Origin of the sequence: Salisediminibacterium beveridgei (assembly GCF_001721685.1) — a bacterium.
Lineage (GTDB): Bacteria > Bacillota > Bacilli > Bacillales > Salisediminibacteriaceae > Salisediminibacterium > Salisediminibacterium beveridgei.
In genome coordinates this window covers 3111879-3126764 of sequence record NZ_CP012502.1, presented here as the reverse complement: position 1 = coordinate 3126764, position 14886 = coordinate 3111879, and the positions used below count along the sequence as shown (strand labels likewise).

The 14886-nt window shown below is 46.4% G+C and carries 14 protein-coding genes; 9 read left to right on the top strand and 5 right to left on the bottom strand.

What is annotated here, in order from left to right; all coding sequences use genetic code 11:
* Positions 1 to 271 precede the first annotated feature (271 nt).
* From BBEV_RS14675 to BBEV_RS14665, 4 genes are all read left to right on the top strand, one after another.
* The gene (locus BBEV_RS14675) at positions 272 to 967 is read left to right on the top strand and encodes a response regulator transcription factor (RefSeq protein WP_069366145.1); all 696 of its coding nucleotides are present in this window, start codon (positions 272 to 274) and stop codon (positions 965 to 967) included.
* 247 nt (positions 968 to 1214) lie between these two features.
* Positions 1215 to 1355 (top strand): hypothetical protein, encoded by a 141-nt coding sequence (locus BBEV_RS17460; protein ID WP_157101005.1) that lies wholly within the window; start codon positions 1215 to 1217, stop codon positions 1353 to 1355.
* A 111-nt stretch (positions 1356 to 1466) separates the two neighbouring features.
* Entirely contained in the window at positions 1467 to 2675 is a 1209-nt protein-coding gene (locus BBEV_RS14670) for a murein hydrolase activator EnvC family protein (RefSeq protein WP_069366144.1), read from the top strand.
* A 331-nt stretch (positions 2676 to 3006) separates the two neighbouring features.
* Complete coding sequence (locus tag BBEV_RS14665; RefSeq protein ID WP_069366143.1) at positions 3007 to 3879, top strand: putative RNA methyltransferase; 873 nt, start codon at positions 3007 to 3009, stop codon at positions 3877 to 3879.
* Here the strand turns inward: BBEV_RS14665 and BBEV_RS14660 are convergent.
* A complete protein-coding gene (locus BBEV_RS14660) occupies positions 3857 to 4357 on the bottom strand; it encodes a GNAT family N-acetyltransferase (protein ID WP_069366142.1) in 501 nt (166 codons plus the stop codon). The two genes, BBEV_RS14665 and BBEV_RS14660, sit on opposite strands and share 23 nt — an antisense overlap.
* A gap of 291 nt (positions 4358 to 4648) precedes the next feature.
* On the opposite strand from BBEV_RS14660, the gene BBEV_RS14655 reads away from it, so the two are divergent.
* The gene (locus BBEV_RS14655) at positions 4649 to 6667 is read left to right on the top strand and encodes a methyl-accepting chemotaxis protein (RefSeq protein ID WP_069366141.1); all 2019 of its coding nucleotides are present in this window, start codon (positions 4649 to 4651) and stop codon (positions 6665 to 6667) included.
* 137 nt (positions 6668 to 6804) lie between these two features.
* On the opposite strand, the gene BBEV_RS14650 is transcribed toward BBEV_RS14655, so the two are convergent.
* The 4 genes from BBEV_RS14650 to BBEV_RS14635 form a co-directional block, all read right to left on the bottom strand.
* Positions 6805 to 7779 (bottom strand): DUF5692 family protein, encoded by a 975-nt coding sequence (locus BBEV_RS14650; protein WP_069366140.1) that lies wholly within the window; start codon positions 7777 to 7779, stop codon positions 6805 to 6807.
* Positions 7780 to 7946: 167 nt separating this feature from the next.
* Positions 7947 to 8426 carry a MarR family winged helix-turn-helix transcriptional regulator gene (locus BBEV_RS14645; RefSeq protein ID WP_084007415.1) on the bottom strand — a complete coding sequence of 160 codons (480 nt, stop codon included), beginning with the start codon at positions 8424 to 8426 and terminating at the stop codon, positions 7947 to 7949.
* A 227-nt stretch (positions 8427 to 8653) separates the two neighbouring features.
* Positions 8654 to 9529 carry a zinc metalloprotease HtpX gene (gene htpX, locus BBEV_RS14640; RefSeq protein ID WP_069366775.1) on the bottom strand — a complete coding sequence of 292 codons (876 nt, stop codon included), beginning with the start codon at positions 9527 to 9529 and terminating at the stop codon, positions 8654 to 8656.
* Positions 9530 to 9556: 27 nt separating this feature from the next.
* A complete protein-coding gene (locus tag BBEV_RS14635; protein ID WP_198155016.1) occupies positions 9557 to 10111 on the bottom strand; it encodes a LemA family protein in 555 nt (184 codons plus the stop codon).
* Positions 10112 to 10280: 169 nt separating this feature from the next.
* On the opposite strand from BBEV_RS14635, the gene BBEV_RS14630 reads away from it, so the two are divergent.
* The 4 genes from BBEV_RS14630 to BBEV_RS14615 all read left to right on the top strand — a co-directional run bounded on the left by BBEV_RS14630 (position 10281) and on the right by BBEV_RS14615 (position 14873).
* Positions 10281 to 11504 carry an ROK family transcriptional regulator gene (locus tag BBEV_RS14630; protein ID WP_069366139.1) on the top strand — a complete coding sequence of 408 codons (1224 nt, stop codon included), beginning with the start codon at positions 10281 to 10283 and terminating at the stop codon, positions 11502 to 11504.
* Between the two features lie 165 nt (positions 11505 to 11669).
* On the top strand, positions 11670 to 13040 hold the full coding sequence (locus tag BBEV_RS14625) for an ABC transporter substrate-binding protein (protein WP_069366138.1): 1371 nt from the start codon (positions 11670 to 11672) through the stop codon (positions 13038 to 13040).
* Between the two features lie 100 nt (positions 13041 to 13140).
* Positions 13141 to 14043 (top strand): carbohydrate ABC transporter permease, encoded by a 903-nt coding sequence (locus BBEV_RS14620; RefSeq protein WP_198155015.1) that lies wholly within the window; start codon positions 13141 to 13143, stop codon positions 14041 to 14043.
* Positions 14040 to 14873, top strand: a complete 834-nt coding sequence (locus BBEV_RS14615; RefSeq protein WP_069366137.1) for a carbohydrate ABC transporter permease — start codon at positions 14040 to 14042, stop codon at positions 14871 to 14873. The genes BBEV_RS14620 and BBEV_RS14615 overlap by 4 nt, the downstream gene beginning before the upstream one ends.
* The last annotated feature ends 13 nt before the right edge of the window (positions 14874 to 14886 follow it).

Here is a 14886-nt window from a genome sequence, read left to right as displayed (position 1 = left end):
CGCATCTTACAATCAGATAACATTCAGGTAACAAATGAAGACCACAATCTTTCATCATTTACTGGATCGTGATGTGAAGTGGCTTCATAATGATTTAAAAAAGCGCTTATACCAGTAGTTGAGAGTCTTTTCACGAAGAAGTGACCTGTATGTGCAAATGGCATTCAGAGGAAGAAAGCCGGTTGTTAGAAATTGTACTTCCATGTTTTGAGGTGGCATACTGAGAGGTAGAAAGACAGGCACCATTACACTTGGGCAGGAGGAACGTTGCATGGAAAGGCAATTATTGATCGCAGATGCCAACGAAGAGATGAGGACGTTCGTAAAAAACTGTTTCTCTCAAGAAGCCTTCACGATTGTCGAAGCGGCAAGTGGTTCCGAGGCAATGGAGTTGATGCTTCAAGATAACCGGATATCCCTTGTCATCCTGGATGTGATGATGATCGGAGCGGTTGATCTGGAAATGTTAAAAGCGCTTTTCAAACAGAATGACCGGGCATTTTCAGTGATTCTCCTGTCGGGGCCAGATGACACAGCACGTGTAGCGCGGGGACTGCATCTTGGGGCAGATGATTATCTGGTGAAACCCTTTGATCCGGCTGAATTGTTAACGAGAGTGGATTCCGTCTTGCGCCGTTTGCAATACCCTGTTTCGGCAGATGGATCCTTTCAGATTCAGGACCTCGTGATTGATCCGAAAAAATATATGGTGACTTATAACGACCAGGAAATTCTGTTAACCAGTAAAGAATATAAGATTCTGTACAGACTTGCTTCCAATCCAGGGAGGGTTTACAGCCGTGAAGAAATTCTGCAGCTGGAATGGGGCATGGACTTTGCTGGAGATTCGCGCTCTGTGGATACGCATGTAAAAAATATTCGGACGAAACTCGCTTCTGCAGGCTGTAACCGTAACGTGATCGAGACGATCTGGGGAATCGGATACCGCATTAGTGAAGACCAGTGAATATGATCAAACACTGTCTCAGTCAGATGATTTTGTGGGTGTCATCGATAATGATGACCCATTTCTGATTTCAATCAAAGTCGCGGCATTTCGGATCAGAAGCGTTTTGATTAGCTTTTGATTGTGGTGAACCAATTCAAAGGTTAGACTTCATGTTTGAATGTTTAGTCATCCCTACTAGAACAGTTATTTTAATAATGGGTCATTCATTTGTATAGAAAAAACTCATTAATCAGGAGACGGGAAGATGATTCATGATGATTTACTAGTAACGAAGGACACTGCGAAAAAGTTACATGAAGGTGAGACCATGGAGTGTGATGTGGTGGACCGGATAGGTAGTGGAGACAGCTATGCCGCAGGTGTTCTTTCATTTGAGCATATTTAAATTCGTTTAAAATACGATTACATTTTAATGACTTCAAAGTTTCTTTAGATTCATCTGGTATTATTCTAAACGGACCGGACGATCAATCAAGAAATTTTGGAGGTACAGTTGATGAACGAGAGAGGGAAATCAGGGTTTATTCTTATTGTGGTGGTATTGGCGATGATGATGGTGGGCGTTGTTCAGGCAGATGAAGTGAGTGAGATTGAACAGGACATTGAAACATACCAGGAACAAAAGCAACAAAAATCCCGCGAAACAGAGGAAGCCAATCAGAAGCTTGAGGAAATTGAAGCCAAGATCAATCAAGCCTATGATGAGTTTCAGGAGCTGGATGAAGAGGCAGCAAAGACTGAGTCTGATATTGAAGAGACTGAACGAGATAAAGCGCAGACAGAGGAAGAGATCAGTGCATTACAAATAAAAATTGAAGAATTGGAAGAAAGAATCGCGGAACGGGATAAACTGCTTAAAGACCGTGTCAGGTCGATGTATCAAGCGAATGGATCACTGGACTATGTTGAAGTGATTCTCGGTGCAAGTAATTTCAGTGATTTTATTGAACGCATTTCGGCTTTGCACAGTATTGCCAAACAGGACAGAAATCTGCTTGACGAGCATATTGACGACCAGAAAGCGTTGGAAACAGCGCAGGATGAACTGGAAGAAGCAGCTTTGCGTTTAGAAAACCAAATAGAAGAACTTGCTGATTTATTAGAGGACATTGAACAACAGCTAAAAGAGAAGGAAGACATTGTAGCAAATCTCGAAGAACAAAAAATCGACACGGAAAATTTCATTGTGTCCAATGAAGAAGAGATGGCCATTGTTGAAAGCCAGGAGGCTGCGGCGAAAGAGGAACTCGAACAAGCAAAAGCAAGGCAACAATCCGCCCAGGGTGGTTCAGGAGCGCTTCAGTGGCCGACACCAGGCCGGACGGTGACTTCATCTTATGGGCCAAGAACACATCCGGTTCACGGAACAGAGGGATTTCATTACGGGATTGACATCTCCCGAAATGGGGGAACGACTATCACAGCGGCAGAAGAAGGAACAGTTATTGGAGCGCGATATATGAGCGGTTATGGAAACACGATTCTGATTTCTCATGCCATAGGGAACCAGACTGTAACAACCTTATATGCCCACCTGGCCTCCATTGATGTAAAGCAGGGACAGCGGGTTTCACGTGGTGAAAAAATTGGTGTCATGGGAACAACCGGCGTATCAACAGGTATCCATTTACATTTTGAAGTACATGAAGGTGGTTGGAATGGACAAAAATCAAACAGTGTCAATCCACTGAACTACCTCAATTAATCAAACAGGAGATGTATCCCTATGAAAGCTGGATACATCTCCGTTTTTCGTATATGAAGAAAGTTTAACTTCGTTAAAGGAGTGAAGTGTAAGTGCACTTAAGAATTTCGCCATCAAGGTTTGGCGAGAGGCCGATTTTCCATATACACGCTTCCTGTATGTCACAGGTTTTTTACCAGCATTGCTTAATCATAGAGAAGCACCAAAAAAGATTCCCAGCCCCCGGGAGTCTTTTTTGTGTCATTGTGAAAATAAATGGCACCGGAAGTGTTAAAGTAAGAGTTGAATAGTCGGACATTATCCGACACGTTAAATCGGGATGGTGAGAAGAATGAACAAAAAAGAGCGAAGTCTCTTACGGTTAAAAGACTGGGAAGGACGTTTATGCTGCGCACTTTGTCAGGAACCTCTGGGTTTGGCGATTGATGCAAGCCTGGTTTGCCCAAGTGGACACAGATACGACGTTGCGAAGCAGGGGTATGTGAATCTGGTGAATCGTCGAGTGCAGACGCGTTATGATAAGGGGCTTTTTCAAGCGAGGCGGACGGTGATTCAGGATTCAGGCTTGTACGATGCGCTCCATCAAAGATTGATTGACTTGATCAAACTGGAAAAAGGAGAGGATTTGTCGGAGCTTCTGTATCTGGCAGATCTGGGATCCGGGGAAGGTTCTCACCTTGCAAGTTTGCTGCAAGGGTTACCTCAGGCAAGGGGGGTGGGTCTGGATATTTCCAAGGAAGGCATTCAGGAAGCGACGAAACATCTGGACACAGAAGCAGTGTGGCTGGCAGCCGATTTGACTAAGGCTCCACTGAGGGCGGATGCTGTGGATGTGGCGTTGACGGTCTTGTCCCCATCGAATTACGAGGAAATGAAGCGGATCATGGTGCCTGGAGGGATGGCATTGAAGGTGGTTCCGAACCCGGGTTACCTGAAGGAAATTCGCAGTTATTTTCATCCTGAAGAAGAATCCAATTATGACAACCGCGAAACGGTGACCCGATTTCGTGAGGCTTTTCCAGACATGCAAGAAGTCCGGATACGGTCGGCCATGAGACTGAGTCGGGAGATGAAACAGCTGATCTGCCGCATGACGCCGCTCAGCTGGCATGCAACCAAGGAAGAGATGAAGGCTTATGCGTTTGATGGCCCCGATGACATCACGATTGATCTGACGATTCTCATTGGAACGGTGCCACGGTAAGGCTTCTTCGTTCCATGAGAATGATATCGTGCCACCGTCCGAAGCGCTCGGCCACTTTTTCACGGTAGCCGATTTCCCGGAAGCCGGCTTTTTTGTGGAGGTGAATACTGGTCGTGTTTTCTCGGAAGATGGCGGATTGAATGGTCCAGAATCCGGCCTCTTCACTGGCTGCAATCAGGGCATGAAGCAAGGTGGCACCGACTCCTTTTCCGGCCATGTCACTGGCGATGTAAATACTGATCTCGGCCACTCCCCGGTAGGCGGCTCTTGGTGATGTGGGACTGAGTGCGGCAAAACCCGCAATCCTCCCGTTATATTCTGCAATCATGCGGCAGTCTGCATGATGTTTATGATCCCAGTCGTCGTAGTCGGGAACCTTGGTTTCAAACGTGGCAAGGCCCGTATCGAGACCTTCCTGGTAGATCCGGTGTACTTCAGGCCAGTCAGCTGGTGTCATGTTTCGGATTGAGATTGTCATGGCAGGGCTCCTTGGATCAAATTAGATTGATCAGCGGGTTTGCACGCTGATTCTAGTTTAAGAATACAGAAGAGAAGCTTTCGGCTCAAGAAATTTATAAGGATGCCATTCGTCAGGGGTTAAAAAGGAATTTAACACCGTTTTGGATATTCAAAAGACCTAAAAATCGTGAATACATACAGTTGGGTGACGATAAAGTCCTGAGAATTTCAGATGATCCTATGAAGTAATACACCTTCCCTTCCAGTACAATGATAAAAGAATAAGAGGGGAAGAGGGGATCGTTTACATATGAAAAGCATTCGAGTCACATTGATTTTATATTTTTCGTTGATTTTGGTGGCGGCGACGTCGATTCTCGGATTCATTAACATGCATGGAGCAGAAAATGCCATCATGGATGAAGCGGAATCGGGTTTGTATGCGCTGTCAGAAGAAGGGGCGAAAGTGACGGACAGCCGTCTTGACAGTGAATTTGTATATCTCGAAGGGTTGGCGAATATCCCTGAAGGAGGGAGCGCAACGCCAGATATCGACGCAGCGATGGAGATCTTTCTTGATGAAGTGGAGCAAACGGAATATCTGCGCATCGGGATTGCAGATTTGAATGGCAATCTTTATTTATCGGATTCATACGGAAATGATGGTGAAATTGTTGATATTGCTGAGCGGGAGTATTATCAGGATTCGCTTCAGGGAGAGCGCGGATTAATGCCGCCATCCCCAAGTGTCAATCCGGACGATGGGGACCGTCTGATTATGGTGACGTCGGCTCCAATCATGAATGACGGTGAAATTACCGGTGTTATCGTCGGTGTTGGTGATGCTGATTTTTTGAATCTGATCGTCGATGACATTCAGTATGGGGATTCAGGCTATGCCTATATGATTGATGATGCTGGAACGGTCATTGCGCATCAGAACCGGGATATGGTAATGGATGCTTACAATCCGATTCGGGAAGCTGAGAGTGATCCGGATGTAAACGAGGTGTCAGCAATGTTTACGCGCATGATCGAAGAGCCTTCAGGCGTGGGGGATTATACTTTCGGTGGCGATGACCTTTATCTTGGCTTCTCAGCTGTAGGTGATACGGGCTGGAATCTGATTATTACAGCGGAAGAGAATGAGGTGCTGTCAGCGATCCCTGTTCTTCGAAATACGTCCATGCTGTTTACTGCAATGGTGATTCTGATCAGCATTGCCCTGACTTATGTGGTGGGAACCCGTTTGTCACGGCCCATTGAGAAGATTTCTGCGACGGCGGAGCAGGTTGGAAATCTGGATGTAAGTGAGGATGTTGATCCGTTGCTTGCGGCCAGAAAAGATGAAGTGGGGAGGCTGGCAAGGTCGCTTCAAAGCGTGACAGAAAATATCCGTAAAGTCATTCAGGATATCAATGACTCAGCGAGCAATGTTTCATCTGCTTCGGAGGAACTGACTGCAACGGCGAATGAATCATCAATCGCTTCTGAAGAAGTGGCTACAACCGTTCAGGATATTGCTGAGGGGGCAAACAGTCAGGCTGAAAATACGGAAGCCGGTTCTGAGAAAGCCAACCGACTGGGTGAAATTGTTGAGAAGGAACAAGCGGTCGTGGTGGAATTGAACCAGGCGTTCAAGCAGGTCAATCAGGCAGTGCAGCAAGGGATGAAAGAAATTGAGCGGCTGTCGGACATTTCCAATCAAACGGCAGAAGCCACCCGGGAAGTGGAATCAGGTATTGTAAAAACCAATGACAGCTCGAGGCAAATTGGGGAAGCCAGTACAGTCATCAGCAATATCGCGGAACAGACAAATCTCCTGGCGTTGAACGCAGCCATCGAGGCAGCGAGGGCCGGGGAAGCAGGAAAGGGTTTTTCTGTAGTGGCAGATGAGATCCGCAAACTGGCAGAACAGTCCACGAAGTCCACGTCAACCATTGACGAAATTGTTCGTGAGTTGCAGGAGAATGCTGAGCAATCTGTAAAAGTGATGGCTGAGGTCTCCGAAGTGCTGAAAGAGCAACTTGAAAGTGTTTCTGGTACCCGAAGTCAATATGAGATGATTGCATCTTCAATGGAGGTTTCCGACAAGGCCGTGACCAGTCTCAATGAAACGGGTAAAGATATGGCAGCCATTAAAGAGGATATCGTTGATTCACTGCAAAGCCTTTCTGCAATCGCGCAGGAAAACTCCGCTGCAACCGAGGAAGTATCTGCGGCAATGGAAGAACAGTCGGCATCGATGGAAGAGATTTCCGGATCGAGCAAGAGCCTGTCAGAACTGTCCGATGAACTGAAACAGTTGGTTGAAAAATTTAAATTGTAGTGCATGTTGGATCAGACAGCGGTCAATTTCATTAAACAATGATCATGATGAACGAAAAATCCGGACAAATCGATGAAGGTTTTGTCCGGATTCTTGTATGATGCCTCTCCTATATAGAAAGAAATGATCATTTGTAATTATCTCACCTGTCGTTCAGGAATCTCTGTCACCTCACTGTCGTCGTTTTCCGCCCCTTCGAATTGTCGCTTTTTGATTTCCTGATAGTCTTTCTGATCTGTCCAAATCTCTTCTTTTAACGGATTGAGTCGACGTTGAACAATGCGGGTAATTTGCCACACCGCAAGTGTGACGTTCAACGCTAAACTCAGTAATGCAAGTGCCCAGTTCGCTGCTGGATTGTAGCTGACACTCACATTGAATGTGCTGCCAATGGCAAAGACATAAGGGAACGTCATGACCCACATCATCCAGAAGGACAACGTCTGTGCGCGATTTTGCATCCAGGTCCCTTTTGCCCATAGAAGTGCCGGAACCGTGGCTGCAATGTTCAACGCCACTCCGGAATAAAACGCATTTCCAGGTGCACACGCATAAACATATGCGATATTCCACACCCCGTATGCAATAATCCAAAGTCTTGTCTGATCTGGCCAGACCATATCTTTTTTCTTTCCTTGGGTTGCAAAGATACCGACCCAACCACAAATCAAGAGCAGGTTTAATAAGCCGGCAACACCATTTACATAGTTCCATCCCCCTGAAATATACATCATGCCGTCTACCATACCATCGAATCCTGCAAAACCAACTTGAAACTCCCGGACGACAGCCTCTGCTATATTAATGGCAAGAATCGCTGGAACAAGGATGAGATACCAAGGGTGCTTTTTGTGATAATTTGAGAAGCGTATCACCATGTAGATGATACTTCCTGCCAAAGCAGAATAGACCTTCACCCAGGTGAACCAGGAGGTTACACCGGTATCGCCCATCCACAGCCAATAGGGTGTTAAGATGAGAGGCAGTACCATAAAGAGCGCGACACTTGCCCATTTGCTGGCACGTGCCAGTTCGTTCAGACCAATCAATGCAAAGAAGACAACAAACCACATTAACGCATTGTACCAAGGAATTGCTTCAAAGAAGAACATTGTATCGTCTCCTCTTCCATGTCTTTTATAAGACTTTTTTGTTGTGACTGTCCCTGATGTGGTTTACCGTGATGGACTGATTGTGAGAATTGAACCGATCCTCCTCTCCAATTTTGATTTCTATATGTTTGTCCTGATTGTTACAAGGACATCATGATGTTCAAGATTCAGGCGTTTTCGCTTGAAGGTATTTCTTTCTTCCCATAATTCAAGCTTGTCGTCCGGTCGAGAACGGATTTTAACATTTCAAGTATATCTGCAGCCTCTTGTGGAGGGACTCCGGTTTTGGCGAGGATTTCACCGGGGATATGCCGGATTTGATCTTTGAGGTCGACACCTTTTTTTGTTAATGAAACGAGAACCACTCGCTCATCGGTTGAATCCCGATGGCGTTCAACTAAATTTTTACCTTCTAATTTTTTTAGAAGAGGAGTCAATGTTCCGGAATCCAAGTACATTTTTTTGCTCAACTCATTCACCGAGATACCATTATCATTCCATAAAACAAGCATTGCTAAATATTGTGTGTACGTAATTCCTAATGGATCAAGGTACTCTTTATAGCGTTTAATCGTTTCTTTAGAGCACAAATAGAGGATAAAACTGAGTTGTTCATCCAAAACCAGGTTTTGATCACTCATGACCATTTGAAGGGCCTCCTTCACAATAAATTGTTTACAATTAAATTGTACACTATATAGTAAGTGAAATCTGTGGATAAAATGTGAATCATATCACAAATAACAAAGGGCGTCTGCATATCTCATGTGTATTTTTGAGTTGAATAAAAGGAAATGACGCCAGCACAAAAAAGTCCGGACAATATCGTTAGCTATTGTCCGGACTTTTTTTGTGATTTATACAATTGAAAAACTTACATTTCCCGCAACCGTTTCATTCGCTCTTGAGGATCGGGGTGAGTGGACAAAAGTCCGCTCATCTTTTTTTTCAATGGATCGGCAAAGTAAAGCGGTGCTGATGACCCGGAAGCTTCCCGGACGGGCGTGGATACCCCGGTGATTTTCTCGAGTGCTGAGGCAAGCGCGTGCGGGTTTCGGGTTAACTCGGCGGCGCTCGCATCTGCCAGGTACTCGCGGTTCCTTGAGATGGCCATGTTGATCAACATGGCGATGAACGGTGCAAGAATCATCAGAACGATGGCAAAAATCAGAATCACCGGACTTTGCTTATTGCCCCGGCCTCCTCTGCTGAAGAACAGCATCCGGGTGCCGATGTCACTGATGATCGCGATCACGGAGACGAGTGCGAGGGCAATCGTGGACAGGCGGACATCGTAATTTTTGATGTGAGCCACTTCATGGGCGATGACGCCCTCCATTTCCTCACGGTTTAAGGTATCGATAAGGCCTGTTGTTACAGCCACTGCACCGTTTTTAGGTGAGAGGCCGGTGGCGAAGGCGTTCGGTGACGGGTCATGAATGACGAAGACCCTCGGCATGGGAATGCGCCCGACCATAGCCATGTTTTCTACAGTGTGCCAAAGGAACCGGTTGTCTTCGACCGATTTAATTTCTTTGGCGTGATTCATGCGCATGACCATTTTCGTGCTGGAGCTTAACACAATCCCGACATAGATCGTAGCGATGATGGCCGTCAGGATCAGCCCGGAAAATGGTTCGCCGCTGTTGATGTAGGAAAAGGCAGCACCTACAGCGAGAACGAACAAGACGAAGAAGAAGACGATGAAGACTGTTTTTCGTTTATTGTGCTGAATCTGTTCATATAAGATCATAATAGGATTCCTCCAGGTCGCGGCTTAAAAAGACACGCGAACGTTCTCCCGTTCTTCTTCCTTGGCTTCAAGCATGTCGCGTTTTTCGAATTTGTGGATGCCGGCGAGAATGTTCGTCGGAATGGACTCGATTTTCGTGTTGTATTTCATGACGGTGTTGTTATAGAGCTGTCTGGAATAGGCGATCTTATTTTCTGTTTGTGTGAGCTCTTCTTGCAGCATTTTAAAATTCTCGTTAGCCTTCAAATCCGGGTAGGATTCGCGAAGGGCAAACATGCTTTTTAATGCGCCACTCAGCTGATCATTCACTTCCATGGTGTCCTGGCGGCTCATGGTGCTGTCGCCCATCTGGTTACGGAGTTCCACAACCTTTGTCAACGTTTCTTCCTCATGTTTCGCGTAACCTTTGACGGTTTCAACCAGGTTCGGGATCAGATCGTAGCGCCGTTTCAGCTGCACATCAATCTGTGCCCAGGATTCTTCCACCCAGTTTCGCATTTTGATCAGGCCGTTGTAGCCTGAAACCCAAGTCAGAGCGAGGATGGCAACAATCACAATGATGATAATGAATCCGATCATGTTCATCAGTCCTTTCGAATGTCACAGAGGGTGTCTGTGTAAGTTGATTTCATTATAGCTTACTTACGCAATAAAGGGCAGAGATGTTTCAGGAAGATTCAGGGATTGTGTATTTCATCTGGTTGTTCTAAAATTAAATTAATTTAAAAAGTCGAATGAGGTGATGGTTATGGTTCAGGGAATGACAGGCAGTTTCCGATTGATGAAATCCTTAAACCGGTCGCTGGTGATCAATATTATTCGCCGGGATGGACCGATTTCAAGAACGGACATATCCAAACAAGCGAATTTAACGCCACCGACAGTCACGAACATAGTCAATGATCTGTTAAAGGAGGGACTTGTCAAGGAAGGGCGGATCGGTGTGTCCAAAGGTGGCAGGCGTCCGGTGCTTCTATCCATTAATTATAACAATCACTACGTTATCGGTGTGGATGTTGGAACTGGACAGATGCGTGTCGGCCTTTCCAATTTGAATGCTGAATTGTTGGAACGAAAAAAAGAAGTTCTTCCGGCGGGGGTGAAAGCCAGGGAATTTATGGCCATCTTGTATCGCCTGGTTGATGAAATGATCGAGAGCGCATCAGTCGAGAAGGATAAAATTGTAGGCATTGGTATTGGAATGCATGGGATTGTCGATGAAGCAGCAGGCGTCAGTATCTATGCCCCCCACTTCAACTTCGGGGAATTGCCTTTGAAAGCGGATCTTGAAGAACGATACGATATTCCGGTGAGGGTGGAGAACGATGCGCGTTGTTCGGCCATCGCGGAAATGTGGTTTGGTGGAGCGAAGGATAATCAGCATCTCGTGTTTGTTAACGTCGGGGACGGCATTGGTGCTGGCGTGATACTGAATGGTCAGGTTTTCAGAGGCGATAATCATATCGCGGGGGAACTCGGTCATATGATTGTCGATTTGAACGGAAGACAATGCACGTGTGGCAGTTACGGCTGTTTACATACTGTGGCCAGCGGGATTCATATCCGGGAGCGGGTGATTCATGAGATGACGCTCGGGCGCTCCACACAGCTGTGGGATCTCGTTGAACATAAAGAAGAAATCGATGGGGCGATCATTTACGAAGCTGCATTACTGGGCGATGCCTTCTCTGAAGAAGTGTTTGCGCAGGCGGGGCGCTTTCTGGGGTTAGCCTTAACGAATGTGATTAATTTTCTGAATCCGGATCAGATCATCCTTGGCGGGGGTGTGATGAAAGCAGGCGAATTTGTCATGAAACCGTTGCAGGAAACGATTCAAAGACGCGCATTGACGGATGATGCCAGGCGGACTGAAGTGACCGTATCAGCTCTTGGGAGCCACAGTGCACTGTTGGGTGCAGTGTCTTTAATTCTGCAGGATGTGTTCGAAGTACAAGATAATAAAAGAAATTAATAAAGATTTACAAGAAAGCCTTTTCATAGTGACGATTATGTGATATCTTATCGGTAGTTATTAATTTAATTTAATTAAGTTAGTAGTGACTACCGGGTTTAAAGGCTGTCTATGATGGCCTGGAATGGCGCACTGCGTCAATTATATTACAAGGGGGATATTCACATGAAAGCTTGGAAGGTCTTATCTGTAAGTGCATTATCAGTTGGAATGCTGGCAGCGTGCGGGAACAATGATGGCGGGAACAACGATGAAACAGCTGGTGGTAATGCCGAAAATGAAAACGCCTCCAATGAGGGTGCTGGAAACAACGCAACGAATGAAGGCGGATCAGATGTCTCCGGTGAAATCAGTGTCTGGGGTTGGAATGTTGCAGCGGCGGCAATGGAGCAGTCTCTTGAAGAGTTCAATGAAATGTACCCGGATGTCACTGTGAACATCGAAGATATCGGGCGTGAGGATGTATATGACCGCCTCACGGTCGGACTGGCTGCAGGTGGCTCAGGTCTTCCGGATGTGACGATGCTTGAAACGGATCGACTGGACAACTATTTTGCTGAGTTCCCTGAAGGGTTTGTAAATTTAGATGATCACGGATTTGCCGATCACGAGGATAAGTTCGCCCCTTCCAAAGTGGAAGCGATTAAAGGGCCGGATGGAAACAATCTGGCCGCGCCATGGGATATCGGTCCGGCGGGTGTTTTCTATTATGTGCCTCATTTTGAAGAAGCGGGCGTGGATCCGGATGACATCGAAACCTGGGACGACTTCATAGCAGCCGGGGAAGAAATCCTCGATGCAACGGGAGCGGCGATGGTACCGGTGGATATCGCCAATGACGACGCGCTGTTCCGCATGATGATGAATCAGCTCGGTGTGTATTATTTTGACGAAGCGGGCGATATTGAAATTGCAAGCGCCGATGCGGCGACGGCAATGAGTAAGATTCAGGAAATGCATGAAAAAGACCTCGTTGCTAATACTGATGGCTGGGACGGTACGGTCACTGCGACGGTCAATCATACTGTTGCCACAGTGCCATTTGGTGTGTGGTATGCGGGGACGATTACAGATCAGGCACCTGATCAGTCCGGTGACTGGGGTGTTTTCAAGCTTCCGGCGTTTGAAGAAGGCGGAAACCGCGATGCTAACCTTGGCGGATCGGACTTGTCTGTTCTTTCCAATACAGAATATCCGGAAGCGGCTTATGCATTTGTAGAATTCTTTACGACAGAAGTCGAACCGCAAATTGAGGGGATGGTTGAATACGGTTTATTCCCGTCACTCCTCGCGACGTATGATGAACCTTATTTCGAAGAGAACAATGAATTCTTTAATGATGAACCAATCTGGGCATTGTTTGCGGATGTCGTTGAAGGTACACCTTCTGCAAACTACACCAATGACTATGCCAGAGCATTCCGCTACGCATCGGATGCGCAGGCCAATGCACTGCTTTCAGGAGAAGATCCGCAGGTTGCCCTTGAAGAGGCGGCTGAACGGATTGCCAATGAAACCGGAAGAGATATGCAGTGATAAAAAAGGGAGAAGGGGTGACTCTTCTCCTCTGTTTTTACCAACTTATTTAAAATACTTTATGAAGTCCCCGGAGATTTTCGCGGAAGGAGATTGACCCATGGCAAAACTAAGCAGTGAAACACCGGTGGGGAACAAGCGGAAGATTGTTACCCCGAAAACAGCTCCTTACTTTTTTATTGCCCCGGCTGTGCTCTTATTTCTGTTATTCACTTTGTATCCAGTCATTCAATCATTAATACTCAGTTTTCAGACTTCATCAGGAGGCGTCAGTACATTTGCAGGTCTCGATAATTACCGCAGACTTTTTAATGACCCGCTGTTTTACACGGCTCTCGGCAATACGTTTACGATCCTGATCATTCAGGTGCCGATTATGCTATCCATCGCTGTGGTACTGGCCGTGCTGATGAATTCTGCACTCCTGCGGATGCGCGCTTTTTTTCGGATTGCATTCTTTATGCCGGCGATCACAGCGCTTGTGGCTTATGCGATCGTATTCATGATTTTGCTTGATCAGAATTATGGCCTTGTAAACTATGTGTTGTCTTTAGTAGGGATTGATCAGGTGCCGTGGCTCAACGATCCGTTCTGGGCAAAGGTATCATTAATCGTTGCAATTACCTGGCGCTGGACAGGCTATAACATGGTCATTTTTCTGGCGGGTCTTCAAAACATCTCGAATGATCTGTATGAAGCAGCCAGCATTGACGGCGCGGGAAAAATCCGGCAATTTTTCTCGATTACCCTGCCGCAGCTGAAACCGATCTTTCTGTTCACAGCCGTCCTGTCCACCATCGGCACGCTTCAGCTGTTTGATGAGCCATATATCCTGACCAATGGTGGGCCAAACAACGCTACGTTGACGATTTCTCTGTACTTATACTTAAACGGGTTCCGCTATTTTGATTTTAACTATGCATCCGCGATTGCGTATGTACTGGTTATCATCATTGCAGTCCTTTCCTATCTCCAAATGAAAGTTGCAGGTGATGACGAATGAAGAAACGAATCATGATCATGTTACGAAAAATCGGTCTCTATTCTGCACTGCTTCTTGGTGTGATTCTATCTGTTTTTCCTTTCTATTGGATGTTTATCGGGGCTACAAATCCGTCCGGGGCGATCTTCAGCGTGCCGCCGAATCTGATTCCGGGCGATCACCTCGTGGAAAATTTTCGGAATTTAAACGAGGGTGTTGGCATCATTCGGGTCATGATGAACTCTTTGATTATTGCTGTAACGTTTACGGTCATCAGCGTAATGATTTCCGCTTCTGCCGGGTATGCCTTTGCGAAGTATAAATTCAAAGGGCGTGACCCGATCTTCTTTACGCTGCTTCTGGCAATCATGATACCGTATCACGTGACGCTCATCCCGCTCTTTCAGCTGATGGCGGATCTGGATTGGCTGAATACGTACCGGGCTGTCATTCTGCCGAATCTGGCCTATCCGTTTGCGATCTTTCTGATGCGTCAGAATATGCGCTCTGTTCCGGATGCTTTGATTGAAGCGGCGCGTGTGGACGGTGCTGGAGAATTCAAGATCTTCTTTACCATTATCCTGCCGACCATGCGCCCGGCGCTTGCTGCAGTTGCGATCTTTTTGTTCATGTTCCAGTGGAATAACTTCCTATGGCCGCTGGTTGCTTTAGGTGACAGCTCCATGCACACCTTGCCGGTAGCATTATCTGGTCTCGTTGGCATGTCGCGCATCGACTATGGACAGATTATGCTGGGTACGACGATTTCAACTTTACCGATTATGATCTTCTTCCTGCTTCTGCAAAAGCAGTTCATCTCCGGGATTCTCGGAGGCTCTGTGAAGGAGTAGGAAACAAAGGCTG